The following is an 18,203-nucleotide window of genomic DNA, read 5'->3' as shown; positions in this document are numbered from 1 at the left end:
TGTAATAATAATTTCTCTTTAACAAGGATTGCTATGGCGTTATCTCCAGATGGTGTCTTTATGCTCATAAGCATATTTTTTGTAGCTTTATTCGTGCTCATCTCTATGCTCTATATTTTTGGTCCAGCACCCAAAAAACCTACATATGAATTTAAAGAGGAAGAACGGACAATAAGTATTGAAGATATTATGAAAATCCTTGATTCTCCTAAAAGCGATTTACCCAAGCTCAAAAAAGCAGCTAATATGTTTTTTGACCACTATGACAAGCTTGCCTTAAGTGATTATCGCAAAAAAAGTTTTCTCTTTGCAATTACCACGCACGCACATACCTCAACTGAACTGATTATGGACACAGAAAAACGTTTAAGAGAGCTTAACCCCGGTTTAGAAAAAGACCTGAACAAAACACTTCATCGCGCCCTTGATGCACGAGATATAATGGCTATATCTTAAGCACGATTAATGTTTGTGCTGTGTAGGTTGAATGTCTTTGTTATCAGCAAGATTTTGCGATGAGACTTTTTCCAAAAAGTTTAAAAGCTTTGTGGCTGCTTGCATATATGCCTTTGCACTTTTAGAATCTGGCTCAAAAAATGTGATAGGTTTGCCACTATCACCGCCTTCGCGCACCTTTGGTTCAAGCGGCACTTGGGCAAGAATGCTTGTGCTATATTGACTTGCTAAGTCCTCACTTGTGCCTTTACCAAAAATATCATATTCCTTGCCACAATCTGGACAAATAAAACCGCTCATATTTTCAATAATCCCTGCGATTGGCACTTTAAGCTTATCAAACATATCCAAACTTCTCGCACTATCATCAAGGCTTACTTTTTGAGGTGTCGTTACGATAACTCCTGCACTCACAGGCACACTTTGAGCAAGAGTAAGTTGTGCATCGCCTGTTCCCGGTGGCATATCAATCACAAGCACATCAAGATTGCTCCAGACCACATCTGTAAGCATTTGCTCAATTGCACGCATAATCATCGGTCCTCGCCAAATGAGGCTTTGCCCCTCATCATAGAGCACTCCCATACTCATCATTTCAACACCAAAAGCTTTGAGTGGGATAAGCTTTTTTTGACTCTCATCTACTTGAGCCTTATTAGCATTAAGTCCAAGCATTCGCGGGATATTAGGACCATAAATATCTGCATCAAGCAATCCTACCCTTTTGCCCTGTTGTGCAAGAGCAATAGCAAGATTCACACTTGAAGTAGATTTTCCTACGCCACCTTTACCAGAGCTTACCATTACAAAATGCTTAATGTGTGGAGCAAGATTCTTTGTTTTTGGTTGAGGTTGCGGGGCAGGTTTAGGAGAATTAATCTCAAGGTGCAATGTTGCTCCTTGTAAGGCATTTTCAAGCTTTTGACTTACCTCTTGTCTTAATTTTTCAATCGTCTCCTGTGCGCTTGAGGGTATGTCTATACGGATTCTCACCTCATTTTCATCTACTTTCACTTCTTTAACAAAGCCAAAGCTTACAATATCTTTTGAAAATTGAGGATAAATCACACTTGATAAAATGTGCGTGATTTGTTCTTGATTTTGTGGCATAGTTATCCTTTTGCAAATAATTTTTGCTTATGTAAAGTAATTTTACATTGCATTTATTCTTAAAAAATGGCAATTATATCAACTAAAATTTAACCTTTAATGCGATATTGGTTTATTGAATTATTCACCCAAATCAAACAAAATGCTATTTAAATATATGCAATCTATTTAAAATATGTTAAAATTCATTATAAACTCACTTTATTGGATAGAATATGCTCCTTGCGATTTATAGTGTATGTGTATTTATTTTTATTGGTTACATTGCAAAACTTTTGCGACTTGTAGGAAATAAACAAAGCGGTATTTTGCTTGGCTTTTTGCTTAATTTTGCCCTACCTGCACAAATCTTTAATGGCACTTATCACGCCGATATTGATAGGGTATTTTTTTCTGTATGTTTAATAAGCTTTCTTTGCTCTATAAGCGGTGGATTGGCACTATTTGCCATTGGCAAAGCCTTAAAACTCAATCGGGATTCTATTATTACAATGAGCTTTATGGGGGCATTTGGCAATACACTTTTTTTAGGGCTACCCATTGTTAATGGCGCACTTGGTGAAGCATATGCAAATAAAGTCATTATTTATGACCAAATTGTTACAGGTATTCCTATTGCGTTTCTTGCACCGCTTATTTTAAATCTTGGAGGCAAAGGAAGTTTTCGCCCTAAAGCTGTTGCTTTGCGACTTTTTCAAAGCCCTCTTTTCCTTGCCTTGCTCTGTGGCTTAGCACTCAAATCTTTACCCCTAAAAATCCCCGATGAACTCTTCCTCCCCCTTAAAAGCCTTGCGCAAACTGCTACTCCTGTGGCGCTTTTTGCCATTGGTGTGCAAATGAGCTTACAAAGTATCAAGGAGGAATGGAAGCTTACTTCAGTTTTACTCTTTGGCAAAATGTGTATTGCGCCTTTGTTTCTTTTTGGCATCGTCAAAATTGGTTTTAATGGGTTTAATGATTTGTGGCGTATGGCACTCATTGAAGTAGCTATGCCACCGGTAGTGAGTGCTGGAGCGATTGTTATTAGAGCAGGACTAAATGCAAGACTTGCTGTAAGTGCTATTGCTTTTGGTATTTTACTTAGTTTTGTGAGTGTGCCATTATGGCTTACTCTCACATAATCTTACATTGAAAGGTGGAACAATGTTTCAAAAGTATCTTATCCCGCTGTGTATCGTTACAATCATCTATCTTGTCTCTACGAGTGAAGCTCTTACGAGTGTTACTGCTGGACTTGCAATTTTACTCTTTGGTATGCTTAGTCTTGGTAATGGTTTTAGAGTGTTTAATGGAGGATTTTTAGAGAATCTTCTCACCACATCAACAAATACCTCTGTTAAAAGTGTAAGTTTTGGAGCGATAGCTACGGCAATTATGCAAAGCTCCTCCCTTGTTTCTGTGCTTTCCATATCTTTTGTTTCAGCAGCACTCCTCAATCTTTCACAAGGTATTGGCGTAATGTTTGGAGCAAATCTTGGCAATAGTGCTGGTTCGTGGCTTATCGCAGGAGTAAGCGGTATGAAAATTTCAGCCCTTGCATTGCCACTTGTCGTGGGTGGTGTATTATTCAATTTTCAAGCCAATAAAACCTCAAAAGGCGTAGGACAAATTTTTATTGGTATTGGATTCTTTTTCTTAGGTGTATCCTACATTAAAGAAGGCTTTGAAGAATACAAAGAAATCATTGACTTTTCACAATATTCCATAGAAGGCTTAAGAGGAGTGCTCTTTTTCGTAGGGCTTGGTGCATTGATGACAGCTATTGTGCAAAGCTCACACGCCACGCTCACTATTATCATTGCTGCATTTGCCGCAGGAAGTATGACTTATGAAAATGCTTTAGCTGCGACACTTGGCACAAGTGTTGGTGGTGTGGTAACTGCGGCAGTAGCCTCACTTAGCACCAATATTGATGGTAAGCGCCTAGCTGCAGCAAATTGTATATTCAACTTCGGGATTGCCCTCCTTGTAATCGCAACATTTGATTATTTTGTATGGACTAATAGCACACTTGCTTCGTTTCTTGGCTTAGATGAAGAAAGTGTGTTGCGCATTGCTTTATTTCACACACTCTTTAATCTTGTAGCCGTTGTAATTTTGCTACCCATCATACCCAAAATCGCGAATCTACTTGAAAAACTTATGACACAAAAAGATACACAAGTAGATAAACCTCTTTATATCAACAGCACAATCGTGCGCTATCCAGATACTGCTTTTGTTGCCCTCATCAAAGAAATTGAACATCTCTACCAAAATGCTTTTGAACTTATCGCACACTCTCTAGGTCTTTCGCGCGCAGATATTACTAGCGATAAAAATATGAGTGAAGTATTAAAAAAAGATGTGTGGAAAAAAGAAGATATTGATATTGAAATTTTTTATATCAAAAAAATCAAAGTGCTTTTTAATGCCATACTTGATTTTTCTACACAAGTGCAAGCCCACACGCAAGATGCAGCTTATATTTCTAAATTTGCACTACTGACTTCATCTTCGCGTCATATTGTTGAGGCTATAAAAAGTATGGAACTTTTACAACCTAATCTCAAAAAAAATAGTCTCTCTAAAAATTCAATCCTCTCAAATGAATATAATAATCTAAGAATACATCTTGCCGCACTTTTGCGCAATATCCAAGAAATAGGATTTGATAGACAAATCCACCCACAAGAGGCTATTATTAAGCTTAAAGCACAAAAAAAGACATTCAAAAAAATAGATAAAGAATCCATTGTGCATATAGAATCTATGCTTAGCAAAAAAGAAATCAGTGTCTCTCATAGCACTTCATTGCTTAATGCGATAGGTTTTAGCCATAATATTGCCAAAGAACTTGCAAATGCAATCATTCAAATCCAAAAAACATATATAGAAAAAGAGCAAGTGCCAAATAATATTATAGGAGGCAATGATAATGAATCAAGCGAAAGTCTTGATGAAAAATAAACGAGTAATCCTAAGTTTTATATTTATCACTATATGCGCTAGTGTGGGCATTATAGCTTATATATTCTTACATCAAAAACACTTAAGTCCGCCAAGCATAGAATCTATTATGGCTAAATATGAGCACCTTAGCCCCACTCAATGGGGAGAGCATTTAGAGGGTATAACTTCGCTTTTACCCGATAAAAATAAGCCTGTGGTATATCTTACCTTTGATGCGTGCGGTGGGGCGTATGATAAGGCATTGATTGATTATTTAATCGCTCATAATATTCAGGCGACTTTATTCATTAATGCACGTTGGATTCGTAAGCATCGTGAAGATTTTTTGCTCCTTGCGCATAATCCACTTTTTTCAATTCAAAATCACGGCACAAATCACCGCCCTTTAAGCGTAAATGGTAAATCAATCTATCATATCAAAGGCACAGATTCTGTGCGCGGAGTATATGAGGAAATTATGGATAATGATAGGCTTATTTTCACTCTTACAGGCAAGAGAGCACATTATTTTCGCTCTGGCACAGCCTATTATGATGAAATTGCCATACACATTGCCAAAGACTTAGGTTATAAAATCGGCGGTTTTGATGTGTTGGGCGATGGTGGAGCAACTTTCTCTAAAGAAAAAATTATCAAACAAGTTCAAAAAGTGCGCAATGGCTCAATTCTTATTTACCATTTTAATAAACCTCAAAGCGATACATTTGCGGGAATTCAAGAAGTTGTGCCTCTCCTTTTAGAAAAAGGCTATCATTTTAGTAAGCTTTAAAGAATCCCCTCCTATAAGGAGGAGAAAAAGTAGTCTTAGTTACCTTTTACAACCACTGTTGTAGTAGAGTAAAGTCCAAGAATACCAAAATTCTTAGCGTCTGCACTCTTAATTTGAGTAATACCTCCAGCTTTCGCTGCAGTATCAATAGAACAATCACCAAGTGCTACAAGACCAAGAATATTTTTGCAAGTTGCAGTTCCTTCTTTTGAAGATCCACTTGCTGAAGTAGCTGTACCCGGAGTAGTATTGCCTGTATAAAGCATACCCGGTGCTGTTCCAGCTGTAGAACAAGCTGCAAAGAATGCCATACTACCACCTAAACCTAAAGCTAAAATAAGCTTTTTCATAATAAACTCCTTATGAGATAAAATATTATACACATTGGATAAATCCTAATGTGGAGCGCTGATTATACAAAAAAAAAAAAAAAACGAAATCAAGAGTAAATCAATATTTTCTGCACTAAAAGTAAAATCAGTAGTTGTCCTTCTTTGCTATATACACGCCAAAAATAATAAGCGCAATGCCACATATTTCATATATACCAAGATTCTCTCCCAACAATATAAAGCCCATAAATGCAGCAATCACAGGAGCAAAAAGCAGTAAAAATGAGGAAGTTTGGGTATTAACCTTACCCATAATGTAATTAAAGAATCCCTGCCCTATTACCTGCCCACAAAGTGTGATAAGTACTACTATGCCCCAATCTCTAGTATCCTTTGGTAACTCAAACCCCTCAAAAACAAGCACTAAGGCTAAAAGCACAATGCTTGAGCCCACACAAGCAAAAAACATAATCTCAAATGTGCCATATTTGCGCCGCAGTGAGTAAATCACAGCCAAAAAACAGCTATAACACAGCACGCTTAAAAATGCCATAAAGTCTCCATAAGGTGTCGCTACGCTTAAATCTCCCTTGCCCCCAACAAGCACACATACACCTATAATGGCTACAAAAGCGCCAATAAAGAAACTTTTTTTGATTTTTTCTTTAAAGAAAAATATGCCAATAGGGACAAGGATAAAACAAGCAAGGGAAGCAAAAAGATTCACATTTGCAACGCTTGTATGGCGCAAAGCAAGATTAAAAAAGAGTAAGTCAAAAGCAAAAAATATCCCAGCTATAAACATAAGGGCAATATCTTTCAAAGGGATTTGAAAAATCTTTCTACGCGTATTCACCATAAGCCAAAAAATTGGTAAAGCAAGTGCTATGCGATAGAATCCTAGATTTATAGGCGACATATCTGTGAGTTTGACAAGCACACTTGCGTAAATAATAAAACATTCTGCCATAACAGCCAAAGCAATGAACAAGAGAGTATTTTTAGATTGAGACATTTATATCCTTAAAGAGAATCTGTGCGGAGTTAAAAGAGATTCTAACACAAGTAGGTGATAAAATTTATGCTATAATGCACTGGTTTGAAAGCTTATTTAAGGATTCTCTATGAATTTATCTCTGTTAAAGCACCCACTTACACTTTTAATTATCCGCACTTGTCTTTTGATATTTACTCTTCTACTTCTTTGCACACTAGCACGTGGTATTATGGTAGCACATTTTTTGCCTCAAAGTATGTGGGAATCACATTTAAGCGATTTTGGTGCAATGTGGTTTATGGGATTCAAACTTGATATGCGCAGCATTGGCATTGCTATGCTTGGATTTATGGCATTAACTTATCTTGTAGAAACAATATATACTCTGAGTATGCGTGTCAGAAACAATTTAATGGGGGGGGGGGCATAATAATCTTTGTGAAAAAATCCGCCTAATTCCACAAATATATGCCTTTTTACTTGGCTTTGTGTTTATGGTGGCTGGGATTATTAATTTTTATTATTTTCGGACCTATGGAAACAAAATTGATGTTTTTATTTTTGGATTAAAAGATGATGACACACTTGCTATCTTGCAAATTATGTGGCAAGATTATCCTGTTCTGCTTGGTGTATGTAGTGCTTTTCTTTTTGGATTACTTACCCTTTATATCTATAAAATTCCAACCAAAATGCCCCCTCTTTTAACAAAATTACAACTCCCATATACTAAACTTCGCCCTATACAATCTATCTTAGCACATCTCCTCCTTATTATTTGTTTGATTATTGCAGCGCGTGGCTCACTTGGGACTTTTCCTATTACTTCAAATAATTACTATATCTCCACCCTACCCATTTTTAATCATCTCGCCACAAATCCACTTCTTGCACTTGATTGGGCATATAAAGATTATAAAGCAAATGCCCATTTTACTCCGCCCTCACCCCAAAAAGGTGAAAATTTGCAAAAAGCACTTTTCCCTTTACTTCACAAAAGCGCAGATTCTGTATTTTTAAAACATAATCCGCCTCATATCGTGCTCAATCTTATGGAAAGCTTTGGTAGCAATATGCTCGTCTATGACGAGTTTCCACATAATGACTTGCTTGGCTCATTGAGAAAACATTTTAAAGAAGATTTTGTATTTTATAAATTCCTATCAGGGACAGATGGCACTGCTGGTTCTTTTGCCGCACTTTTCTTTAATAGTCCAACTGCACATATTTTGCGTGGAGCTACCAAAAATACGCCTCTCCCTTACAATCCATTTTCTATCTATGCAAATGCAGGATACGAAGTTATTTATATTACTTCAGGCTATGCTTCGTGGCAAAATTTAGGCGAATTTATTACAATTCAAGGCGCACATCATATTTATGATGCCCTCTCGCTTATGGAGCGCTTCCCACAAAGCAAAATAGACAAAAACGCCTATGGTATCCCCGATGAGTATGCTTATAAGTTTGCATTTGAGATTTTAGAAAATGCACAAAAGCCAACTTTTATTGCTATACTTACCACGAGTAATCACCCACCCTATCATCTCCCACATAATTACACATCAAAACCTATTGCCCTGAATGAAAAATTCAAGACAAGAACAACAGATGAATCAAGAAGTAAGATTAAAATTTTTACCTTGCTCTATCAATATGCCAATGATGCTTTTGGAAACTTTATGGATAATATAAAAAATTCTTCCTTAGGAAAGAATACGATTGTTGCTGCAAGCGGAGACCATCGTTTGAGGGATTTTATTCATAACCCAAGCACCGATAAAGCACTCTATCACGCTGTGCCACTTTATCTCTATGTGCCACAAGACTACGCACATCATATACATTATGACCCAACTCGTGTAGGCTCACACAAAGACATATTGCCAACACTTTATGAGTTAAGCCTTTCAAATACACAATATATGAGCTTAGGTGGGCGCAATATCCTCGCCAAAGAAGATAATGAAAAATATGCTTTTGGCTATAATGCAAGTGTTTGGATTGATAGGGAGGGTATTTATCCGATTCTAAGTGATGTGGGCTATAAATGGGAAGATTCTCACGATGCCTTTGGACTGCTCTCTACTGATACACAAATACATCTTTCGCCCTACAAAAAGGCTTTTGGCTCTACCTATCAAGAACTTTTTGATTACTCAATAGCTTGGCGGATTTTTAATCCACAACTCCAAAATGATTCTCATTAGATACCTCAAAACAGCGGATTCCTGCAAAACCAAGTAATCCTAACTCCCTAAGAATAGGGATATGATGATGATTAATGCCTCCGAGTGCTATAATGCGCGAACGCAAAAAGTGTGGTATCTGGTGAAAGATTCCCATACCTAGTGGTGTGCCTTTATTTGGCGTAGAAAATATCGGGCTAAGCGTGCAATAATCCGCCCCACACGCTAAGGCATATTTGACCTCATCTACACTATGTGCGCTATATCCAATGATTTTTTTTTCATCAACATAAGATTGCCTTAAAGGAGTAATCCAAGAAAGATATGCGGACTTTAAATGCACACCTGCAAAGCTTTTTGATAAATGCAATATCTCCTCTATATTTTTAAAAGGGAGATTAAGTAAAAGAGGCTTGTGTAACGGAGATAGTGCGTCTATAAAAGATTGCACCCATTCACTATTTTGATGACGATACATAATCCAATCAACAGACAAAGATTGTACTTTAAGCGCAAGATTCTCAAGATATGCCCCATTCATATGGGGCGTAATAAGAAGTGTAATAAAATCAGTGTTCTTCATCCACGACCACTGCGCCGTGAATATACACATAAGTAAGTATCATAAACACAAAAGCTTGAAGCAGAGCCATAAAAGTAAGGATTGCAAAAGGAGCAACAGGCACAATCCAAGGTGCGAGCATTAGCATTACAAGCAAAAACATATCATCACCTTTAATATTACCAAAAAGACGAAAAGAAAGTGAAATAATGCGCGAAAAATGTGAGATGATTTCTACGGGAAACATAAGCGGAGCAAGCCACCATACGGGACCCATAAAATGTTTAAAATATTTGAATACGCCTTGAGCACGAATACCCTCAAAATGATAATAAAAAAATACAACTAATGCCAACACAAGCGTAAAGCTCCAGCTTGAAGTAGGAGCTTCAAATCCGGGTATAATCCCTATGGCATTGCCAAAAAATACTAAAAATGCAATAGTCGCAGCAAGTGGAAAATATTTGCGCGCAACTTGCTCACCTACAATATCTTTAGCAAATGAAATAATGCCAGAAATAATAAATTCAAATACATTTTGTATGCCACTTGGGACAACTTGCATTTTATATGTCGCATATCGTGCAAGAATAAGTAGAATTACTGCCACAAGCAATGTATGAAAACCAATGATGAAGTCGTGATCAGGATTAATCAACCCTGCAAAAGTAAAAAGTCTCTCGTCCATAGCAACACCCCTTTATTTATAATGGTTGATTGTGCCCAGTTTTTGGTTAGTTTTACTTTAAACTTTAAAATTTTTATGAAAACTTTTGATTTAAATACCGAATATGCCACAAAAATACCATAAATAAAATCCCCATAGGAAGCAATAAGCCTATTTCAGGATATATGAGCCCTGCAACACTTAATTGTGAGAGAGAAAAAAATAACCCCCACACTGCTAATGCACCAATAATACATACAAAACTAATAAAGGTAAGATTCCCATAACGAGGCAATGATGGAATATAATAGGAAATAATAGCAATACATAAAGGCACAAAAAATGGAATCACAAGAAGCGCATACAAAATACTACGTATTTTATCAGAACTCACATTTTGTTTGTGTGCGATTCTAAGCGAAGCGAGTGCGTCAATGACTGAAGCTGTGGGTTTATCTTGCGCAATGGTTTCAAGCACTTTTGAACTAAAACCTTTGAGAATCTCAAGCTCCCCACTTGTGGTTATGCTTAAAGCTTTTTCGCCAAGTGTAAGCGAAGGGGCAACCTCAAGGCTTTTGACATTTTTAAGAATCCAAACATTATTTTCAAAAAAAGCCTCTTGTGCTTCGTGATAATTTTTAAGCTTATGCTCACCATCAAGTGTAAAAATTTTAATGCCCTCTGCTCTTGCCTGTTCATTCAGTAAGGGATAAAGTTTTCGGACAAAAATATATTGATTGTCGCTTTTTAAAAGGAGATTCTCACGCGCATTTTGTGTATTTTGTTGATAGATAATGGATTCTGCATATTCTTTTGCGTAGGCAAAAGATGTTGTATTAAGCCCGATAAATCCGCCAATCAGCATACTTGAAATAAGAAGTAAAGGCGCAAGAATCTGTCGCTTAGAATATCCTAAAGCCATAAGTGCTGTTAGTTGTGAGCTTTTGAGAAATGCCATATAAAACATAATTGAACATAACACAAGCGATATAGGCAAAGTATAAGTGAGTGCAAATACTCCATCATAAAATAAAAATAAAATGAGCAAGTTTGCAGAATCTGGCAATTCATCAACATACTTGAGCATATCAATGGCAAGAAAAAAGCCTTCCAAGCCTAGAAAAATAATAAAAAAATATTTAAGATAATATATACCCACAAAACGAAAAATCATTCTCTACCCTTGTGTAAATCTGGTATGCTGCATTTGCGAAGATTGTGCAACAGAGGATTGAGTATTTTGAGCTTGGGGTGCTGTGGATTGAGACATTTTAAGAGTAAAATGCTGCTGCAAATAGGCAAGAATATGCTCTTTAGGATATTGTGCCATATTACAAAAGCTCATAACTGCTTGCTTAGCGTGCGTAATCAGTCTGTCAAGCTGCTCTCTTTCTTGTATGTTAAAATCACTCAAAACATATTCCACTACATTTTTATCTACGCCTCGTCCTACGCCAAAACGCAACCTAAAATATGTATCTCCCATATGAGAATCAATAGATTTTAAGCCATTATGTCCGCCACTTGAGCCACCATATTTAAAACGTATATTACCAAAACCAATATCAATATCATCGTGAATTACAAATGTATGCGTAATATCAAAATACCGCACAAAAGGAGCAATAGCTTCGCCAGAGAGATTCATAAAAGTTTGTGGTTTAAGAAAAAAAACTTTGTGAGAATCAATCTTGACAACACCTACCTCTGCATTAAACTTTTTATCCAAAGAAAAATCAAAACCTAATTCTTTTGATAAAAAATCAAGCACCATAAACCCAACATTATGCCGAGTATTTTGATATTTGGCACTCGGATTACCAAGTCCTGCGACAAGGAGGCAAGACATTATTTGGCTTTAATAACTCCAACTACTGCCACAGATGGACGATTCAGCACATTTACATTATCAAATTGTGGTAAATCGCGAATAAGGATAGAATCCCCCACATCTAAATCACTCACATCAAGCTCATAAACATTAGGGAGATTTTCAGCAGCACATTTAACGCTAATGCGCTTTGTAGAAACAAAAAGCACACCTTTATTCTTCAACCCTTTCGCGCTTCCTTTAACTTTTACAGGAACTTTGTATTTATTTAAAATACCTTTTTGTGCCAAAAGCAAATCCACGTGGATAAGCGTATTTGTTACGGGATCTTTTTGATACTCCTGAATCACCACTTCCAAAGTTTTATTGCCTACTTTCACAGGAAAAATCAAGGTAGTCTTTTGCTTCATTGCTTTAATGAAATCATTAAGCTTAAAGGCACAATGAATATTTTGCTGCCCTTTGCCATAAATGTTTGCAATTAGATAACCATCATTCCTCAAAGCTTTTGCTTGAGATTTTGAAATACTCTCTCTAATCTGTCCTTCTAACATTGTGTGTCCTTTGTGAAAATTTAAGGGTTGCATTATAGCTAAAAACCCTTAAATACACTTGAGTTACTCACCTATATATACTTGTCTTGGTCGTGTGATTCTCGTAGTTGGGTCTTTAACGTGCTCTAAAAGCTGTGCACACCAACCCGGCATACGTCCGATAACAAAAATAGGTGTGAAAAGAGACACAGGAATTTTAAGTGCAGAAAGAATAATACCAGAGTAAAAATCAACATTTGGATAAAGATTTCGCTCTACAAAGTAACTATCACTTAACGCCACTTCTTCAACCTTATGCGCCAAATCGCTTAATCGTGCATTCATTTTAATGCCCTTAGCATCAAGATCATCTTTGAGCTTTTTAAGAATCTTAGCGCGTGGGTCATAGTTTTTATACACACGATGTCCAAAGCCCATAAGCCTAAATGGGTCATTTTTATCTTTTGCTTTATTAATGTATTTATCTACATTTTTTGCATCGCCAATCTCATTAAGCATATCTAGCACTTTTTCATTTGCACCTCCGTGTGCTGCACCCCATAGTGCATTAACCCCAGCACTTAATGCTGCATAAGGGTGTGCGCCCGTAGAAGCGACATTCCGCACAGTAGTAGTGGAAGCATTTTGCCCGTGGTCAGCGTGAAGTGTAAAAATCTTATCCATTGCTTCTACCTCTAAGGGAGTAATCTCAACCTCACCCTTAGTTGTATGTTTCATTTTTCCACCCGGATATGCACGCAACATATAGAGGAAATTCTCAACATAGCCACGCGCAACATCAGGGTAAATATAAGGAATCCCTAAAGAATGTCTATATGCAAACGCTGCAAGTGTAGGAATTTTAGCAATTGCTCGTCTTGCCATCACTTGACGTTCTTCCTCATTACCCATATCTAAATGGCGGAAATGAAAAGTAGAAAGTGCAGAGAGAGAGGCAGAGAGATTTGCCATAGGGTGAGCACTATCAGGAAATGCATTAAAAATATTAATGAGTCCCTCATTCAAAAAGCTGCGATGCACAAGCTCAATCTCAAACTCTTTGGTTTCTGTCTCATTTTTAGGAACTTCACCTGTAATAAGCAACTTACACACATCAGTAAATTGATATTTTTCTACAATTTTTTCTACCGGAAGCCCTTTATAAAGCAGTTCTCCCTCTTTCCCATTAATATAACTAATGGTTGATTTGCATCCTGCGGTTGAACCGTAACCGGGGTCATAAGAAAAAATATTAGCGCGTTCAAAAAGCTTGGAAAAATCCACTGCTTTTGGTCCTCTTGTGCATTCAATGAGTTCAAATTCAAAGCTCTCTTTTGTCTCATTATTTGTTAAAGTAATGCTTGCCATTGTATTCTCCTTTTTAACAATTTTAGAATCTATACGCTTTTATTATGGCACAAACCTATTTCAAAAGTCAAAAAAAAATTAAATTTTGCATACATTTAGCACCAAAAGTGCCAAATCTTACATTTTATTTTCAAAAATATCATTTTCTTATTTATTTTTTAGAAGTTTTGGTTTTTTGTATAACTTTGTTTTATATAATCACATCAAAGCTTAAAACGAAGGAGAAAATATGTCAAAGCATAAGGTTGTCTTAACAGCACAGGATAGAAAAGAACTTGCGCCTTTGCTCCATATTACAAAAGCTGAACGAGAACTTATGCCTCAAGAGATTCTTGACAAACTTGAAATTCTTGCCAAGGAACAAGACAAAAATGAATTTCAAGATTTAGAACAAATCATTGAAGAATCATTACACATTGTAGAATCTCTTGCGCCAAATGCGAAAACAACCTACAAAAAACAAAGACATATCAAAGATTATCTTTGGTGGCAGACAAATTATAGAATCTTCCTTGCTCAACGCAAAGCCCAGCGCGCACGCCGTAAATGCTATAAAAACAAATCAAATTAGCTCCTTGGCACTATGTGTCCTTATTTGCTTGTTTATCTACATCAAGCAAATCACTTGTATCAATATCAAAATCAAAAAATTCAGATTCAAAGTTTGTATTTGCGATTTTATCATAATGCTGTGTCGCAGCTTTCATATTCTTGCCCTCCTGATAGAGCAATCCAAGCGCATATCGTGCTTCAAAATTAGTCGCAGATTCTATCTTTGAAAGCTGTAAAAGAGCTACTGCGTTTTCGTGGCGACCTGCTCCCATAGCCGCAATCGCAGCATAAAAACGTGTTTGAGAATCATCTTCGTGCAAATCATCAAGCAATGAGTTATAAAATGCGAAAGCCTTTTCAAAATCATTGCTGTATATATTTGAAAGTGCTAATGCCTGCAAAATGCCATTGCTTGTGCGTGTTTCTACCACAAGCTTCGCTTCTAATTCTTCTTGCACAGAACGCAGAGAACCTGTTACAAAACCCACATATACATATAATTCACGCGCAAGAGAAGGACCATAATAAATTGAGCGCATATCAAGATTTTTTTCTTTATAAATAATATTCATTTGCAAGGCAAAATCTTTTAAATTACTGCCAAATCGTTTGCCTAGCTCATACATTGTATTTGCCACAACATCTTTGGTGTAAATCTTTTTTATCCTCTCAAATGCACCCACTATTTGATTTGCATTTGCGGTATAAATACCATACACGGCATCAAGCGCATAATAAATAGGCTTTCTATCCTGCAAGGCTTCACTTTGCATACTATTAAGCCAAGCGAGCGAATCTGAAGGAGAATTGCCCGTGTAACGAAAGAGCGAAAGTAAAAAATTATACTCAATTTTGCTTGTATAATTAATTTCTGCTAAATCATTAGAAATTGAATTGCTAAGACGCGAAGTATCTCTATAAGTCAGCTCGGCGCACATTAATGCAAAAATACCTGACATTGTATCATTACCATCAAGATGATAGGCGCGAATAAAATGTAAATACGCATTGTCAAAATCGCTCATCTGCGCATAAAGTAAGCCTACATTATAATGCAAAATTGAATGATTTGGATAATCTTTAAGCAGAGATTCCATTGACTTAATCGTTTCTCTAATATCTTGATTAAGGGATAAAGTGCGCAAATCTTGTGCAAGAGAACGGTTAATTTGTGAAACTTTTTGCCCCTCTTGCAAAATGCTTCTAGCACTCTCAATATTATTTGAGTAAGCATTGATATTCCCATCTTCAATAATTGCTAAAGCATTTTTTGCATCAAACACTCTGAAAGGCGCATAATAAAAGAGAATCTTATAGCCGAGTATTTTATTATGCTCAAAGCGGCGATTCCAAAAATTTTCCTGCGCAAGATTAATATCAAACAAATCATCACGCAATTTAACCTTAATCGGATAATCATTAAAAACTTTTGCGTCCTCTTCTTTAGCATTAAGTCGTTCTAAAATTAATGCACCCTCTTTAAAATTTCCACTTTTAAGCTCAATAAGCTGTAAAGCCATAAGTGCTTGCGCATCGCCTATATGTGAGCCAAGATATTCGTATAAATATCGCTTTGCCTGTGTGTATTCTCCAAGCCGAGCGTGCAAAAGTGCAATAGCAAAATTATCATCTTTAGTTGCCACTTGTTTGAGTTGAGCAAGTGCATTATATTCATCACCAAAAACCAAAAACGCCTCTGAAGCCATTTTTTTGCTCTCTTTTGCATAACTTGTTGAGCTTGGATTCAAAAAGGGCGAAAGGGATTCAAAATAAAATCCTTTATAATATTGCAACAAACCATAAAGATAGGAATAAAGCGGTTGATTTGCTGTGTAATATAAATAACTTGAGCTAATCCCCAAATAATATTCATAAAGATTCATATCACCTAACATATATGCGCTATAAGCGGCATTAAAAGCACTTACGCTAATATCCTCTCCAGCATTAATTGCTCCATCAAAAGAATTAATTGCCTTTTTATAATCGCCCTCTTTGAGCTCAATAACACCTAAATTATAATAAGCAATGGATTGTGAATACACAGCAATATTTTCAAATAAATGAAGAGCCTCCATCTTATCGCCTTGCGTATAGAGGAGATTCGCTTTTTTTATCATATTTCCAAGTTCTGTATTATCAACTTCTGGACGCTTAGAAGCACCAAGAATCGGAGCTGGCTCAATAATTTTGCGCGAAATAGGTGTAGGTTCTGGCTCTTCTTGTGGGGCATTTTTACTCAAAAGTAATACAATGACTAATATTAAAAATATTACGATAAGCACAAAAATAGCAATCACACCAATCATTAATACCTTGTTTTCTTTGAGCATTTGTAAAAAAGGTTGCAAGCGCGATTCAAGTGTCCCTATAAGAGCCTTAATTTTATTTTGCCCAGCAGCAGATTCTGTGCCTTCTTGATTTTGAGAATCTCCCTCATTCGCACCATCTTTACCTTGCGAATCTGGGATTTCTAAATTATCACCGACATTGTTTTCTTGTTCTTCTGCCATAATTGCTCACTTTTTATAGATACTTGTGTAATACTTCAGGGATTATGATACTCCCATCAGCTTGCTGATAATTTTCCATAATCGCAATAAGTGTGCGCCCTACTGCCAATGATGAACCATTTAATGTATGCACAAGAGCATTTTTACCATTTTCTTTATAACGAATCTTTGCTCTACGCGCTTGAAAATCACGCGTATTTGATATAGAACTAATCTCGCGATAACAATTTTGCCCCGGAAGCCACACTTCAATATCAATTGTATTGCTTGCGCTAAAGCCCAAATCACCTCCACACAGCTGCACCAAACGATGAGGAAGCTTCAATTCACTTAAAATCCCACTTGCTGTTTGCACCATTTTTTCCTGCATTGCTACACTTTGAGTTGGGTGAGTGATAGCCACAAGCTCAACTTTATCAAACTGATGTTGGCGTATCATTCCGCGTGTATCGCGCCCTGCACTTCCTGCTTCTTTACGAAAGCAAGGCGTTTGAGCTGTAAGCATAATAGGCAATTCCTCACTTGGAATAATGCTATCTTGATAGAGATTAGTAAGAGTAATTTCGGAAGTAGAGATAAGATACAAATCGTGCTCACTTTGTTCATCATCAAAATGAGAATCCACCTTAAACATATCTTCTTCAAACTTTGGCAGCTGCCCTGTGCCAAAAAGTGCACGTGCATTAACAATCACAGGTGTTATGACAGATTCAAACCCTGCTTTTTCATTATAATCAAGCATAAAATTAATAAGCGCACGATTGATCTTAGCACCCATTCCGCGTAAAACAGAGAATCTGCTCTTGGCAAGTTTCACTCCCGCTTCAAAATCAATCCACCCATTTGTAACACCAAGCTCCCAATGCTCTTTAGGCGCAAAATCAAAATGTGGTGGTGTAAGCACTTTTTTGATTTCAACATTATCATTTTCATCTTCGCCCTGTGGTGTAGCATCATCAGGCAGATTTGGAATCCCATAAGCAAGAATCTCTAAATGCGATTCTATATCTTTGAGGGCGGATTCTAAAGTGCTCATTTTCATTTTATTTTCATCAAGTGCTACTTTGAGCTCTGTAATATCTTTTTGCTCTCTTTTATATTGCCCAAAAAGCTTTGAAGTCTTATTCTGAAATGCTTGCAACTCCTCAAGCTCCTGCTTGCAAGATTTATAAGCAAGAGCTATCTTTTTAAGTTCGCTTAAACTTTCTTCACTCACCTTTTTAATGGCAAGTCGCGCTTTTATCTCATCAAATTGATTTATTAATGCCTTTGTATCAATCATCACTGCTCCACTTTATCTCTTAAACTTGCGAATTTTAACCAAAAAAAGCATTTTTTATTCCTAAAAAGCCAAGCAAGAAACTTGTAAAGT

18 protein-coding genes are annotated in these 18,203 nt (G+C 36.6%); 7 read left to right on the top strand and 11 right to left on the bottom strand.

Translation table 11 applies throughout. From position 1 onward, the window contains the following. Positions 1-33: 33 nt before the first annotated feature. Positions 34-456 (top strand): hypothetical protein, encoded by a 423-nt coding sequence (locus OQH61_RS07195; RefSeq protein ID WP_266026700.1) that lies wholly within the window; start codon positions 34-36, stop codon positions 454-456. A 6-nt stretch (positions 457-462) separates the two neighbouring features. Here OQH61_RS07195 and OQH61_RS07190 read toward each other — a convergent pair whose 3' ends face one another. Then, entirely contained in the window at positions 463-1,566 is a 1,104-nt protein-coding gene (locus tag OQH61_RS07190; protein WP_266026699.1) for an Mrp/NBP35 family ATP-binding protein, read from the bottom strand. 215 nt (positions 1,567-1,781) lie between these two features. On the opposite strand from OQH61_RS07190, the gene OQH61_RS07185 reads away from it, so the two are divergent. From OQH61_RS07185 to OQH61_RS07175, 3 genes are read left to right on the top strand one after another with little or no spacing between them, the layout of a single operon-like run. Beyond that, positions 1,782-2,687, top strand: a complete 906-nt coding sequence (locus tag OQH61_RS07185; RefSeq protein ID WP_266026698.1) for an AEC family transporter — start codon at positions 1,782-1,784, stop codon at positions 2,685-2,687. A gap of 22 nt (positions 2,688-2,709) precedes the next feature. Next, the gene (locus tag OQH61_RS07180) at positions 2,710-4,515 is read left to right on the top strand and encodes a Na/Pi cotransporter family protein (protein ID WP_266026697.1); all 1,806 of its coding nucleotides are present in this window, start codon (positions 2,710-2,712) and stop codon (positions 4,513-4,515) included. After that, entirely contained in the window at positions 4,484-5,287 is an 804-nt protein-coding gene (locus tag OQH61_RS07175) for a polysaccharide deacetylase family protein (RefSeq protein WP_266026695.1), read from the top strand. Before OQH61_RS07180 ends, OQH61_RS07175 begins: the two co-directional genes overlap by 32 nt. 35 nt (positions 5,288-5,322) lie before the next feature. On the opposite strand, the gene OQH61_RS07170 is transcribed toward OQH61_RS07175, so the two are convergent. Together OQH61_RS07170 and OQH61_RS07165 are read right to left on the bottom strand one after the other, a co-directional pair. Continuing rightward, positions 5,323-5,637: a TRL-like family protein gene (locus OQH61_RS07170; protein ID WP_266026694.1), complete on the bottom strand. Its 315-nt coding sequence runs from the start codon at positions 5,635-5,637 to the stop codon at positions 5,323-5,325. Between the two features lie 127 nt (positions 5,638-5,764). Then, entirely contained in the window at positions 5,765-6,634 is an 870-nt protein-coding gene (locus OQH61_RS07165) for a DMT family transporter (protein ID WP_266026693.1), read from the bottom strand. A 109-nt stretch (positions 6,635-6,743) separates the two neighbouring features. On the opposite strand from OQH61_RS07165, the gene OQH61_RS07160 reads away from it, so the two are divergent. Beyond that, complete coding sequence (locus OQH61_RS07160; RefSeq protein WP_266026692.1) at positions 6,744-7,046, top strand: hypothetical protein; 303 nt, start codon at positions 6,744-6,746, stop codon at positions 7,044-7,046. Positions 7,047-7,110: 64 nt separating this feature from the next. Continuing rightward, a complete protein-coding gene (locus OQH61_RS07155) occupies positions 7,111-8,826 on the top strand; it encodes an LTA synthase family protein (RefSeq protein WP_266026690.1) in 1,716 nt (571 codons plus the stop codon). On the opposite strand, the gene OQH61_RS07150 is transcribed toward OQH61_RS07155, so the two are convergent. The 6 genes from OQH61_RS07150 to OQH61_RS07125 all read right to left on the bottom strand — a co-directional run bounded on the left by OQH61_RS07150 (position 8,795) and on the right by OQH61_RS07125 (position 13,766). Beyond that, positions 8,795-9,388, bottom strand: a complete 594-nt coding sequence (locus OQH61_RS07150) for a thiamine phosphate synthase (protein ID WP_266026689.1) — start codon at positions 9,386-9,388, stop codon at positions 8,795-8,797. The genes OQH61_RS07155 and OQH61_RS07150 overlap by 32 nt on opposite strands. Further along, positions 9,375-10,055, bottom strand: coding sequence for a F0F1 ATP synthase subunit A (locus tag OQH61_RS07145; protein ID WP_266026688.1), 681 nt, complete (start codon positions 10,053-10,055; stop codon positions 9,375-9,377). The genes OQH61_RS07150 and OQH61_RS07145 overlap by 14 nt, the downstream gene beginning before the upstream one ends. A 73-nt stretch (positions 10,056-10,128) precedes the next feature. After that, the gene (locus OQH61_RS07140; protein WP_266026687.1) at positions 10,129-11,208 is read right to left on the bottom strand and encodes an LptF/LptG family permease; all 1,080 of its coding nucleotides are present in this window, start codon (positions 11,206-11,208) and stop codon (positions 10,129-10,131) included. Between the two features lie 3 nt (positions 11,209-11,211). Next, on the bottom strand, positions 11,212-11,883 hold the full coding sequence (gene pth, locus OQH61_RS07135; protein WP_266026686.1) for an aminoacyl-tRNA hydrolase: 672 nt from the start codon (positions 11,881-11,883) through the stop codon (positions 11,212-11,214). Beyond that, positions 11,883-12,419, bottom strand: coding sequence for a 50S ribosomal protein L25/general stress protein Ctc (locus OQH61_RS07130; protein WP_266026685.1), 537 nt, complete (start codon positions 12,417-12,419; stop codon positions 11,883-11,885). Before OQH61_RS07130 ends, pth begins: the two co-directional genes overlap by 1 nt. Positions 12,420-12,482: 63 nt before the next feature. After that, complete coding sequence (locus OQH61_RS07125; RefSeq protein WP_266026684.1) at positions 12,483-13,766, bottom strand: citrate synthase; 1,284 nt, start codon at positions 13,764-13,766, stop codon at positions 12,483-12,485. A gap of 229 nt (positions 13,767-13,995) precedes the next feature. On the opposite strand from OQH61_RS07125, the gene OQH61_RS07120 reads away from it, so the two are divergent. Continuing rightward, complete coding sequence (locus OQH61_RS07120) at positions 13,996-14,337, top strand: hypothetical protein (RefSeq protein ID WP_266026683.1); 342 nt, start codon at positions 13,996-13,998, stop codon at positions 14,335-14,337. Positions 14,338-14,347: 10 nt separating this feature from the next. On the opposite strand, the gene OQH61_RS07115 is transcribed toward OQH61_RS07120, so the two are convergent. Together OQH61_RS07115 and serS are read right to left on the bottom strand one after the other, a co-directional pair. Continuing rightward, positions 14,348-16,831, bottom strand: coding sequence for a tetratricopeptide repeat protein (locus OQH61_RS07115; protein ID WP_266026682.1), 2,484 nt, complete (start codon positions 16,829-16,831; stop codon positions 14,348-14,350). Positions 16,832-16,844: 13 nt separating this feature from the next. After that, entirely contained in the window at positions 16,845-18,113 is a 1,269-nt protein-coding gene (serS, locus tag OQH61_RS07110; RefSeq protein ID WP_266026681.1) for a serine--tRNA ligase, read from the bottom strand. Between the last annotated feature and the right edge of the window lie 90 nt (positions 18,114-18,203).

It is taken from the genome of Helicobacter sp. MIT 21-1697 (assembly GCF_026241255.1).
Lineage (GTDB): Bacteria > Campylobacterota > Campylobacteria > Campylobacterales > Helicobacteraceae > Helicobacter_C.
This window is presented reverse-complemented; position numbering and strand designations above follow the sequence as displayed.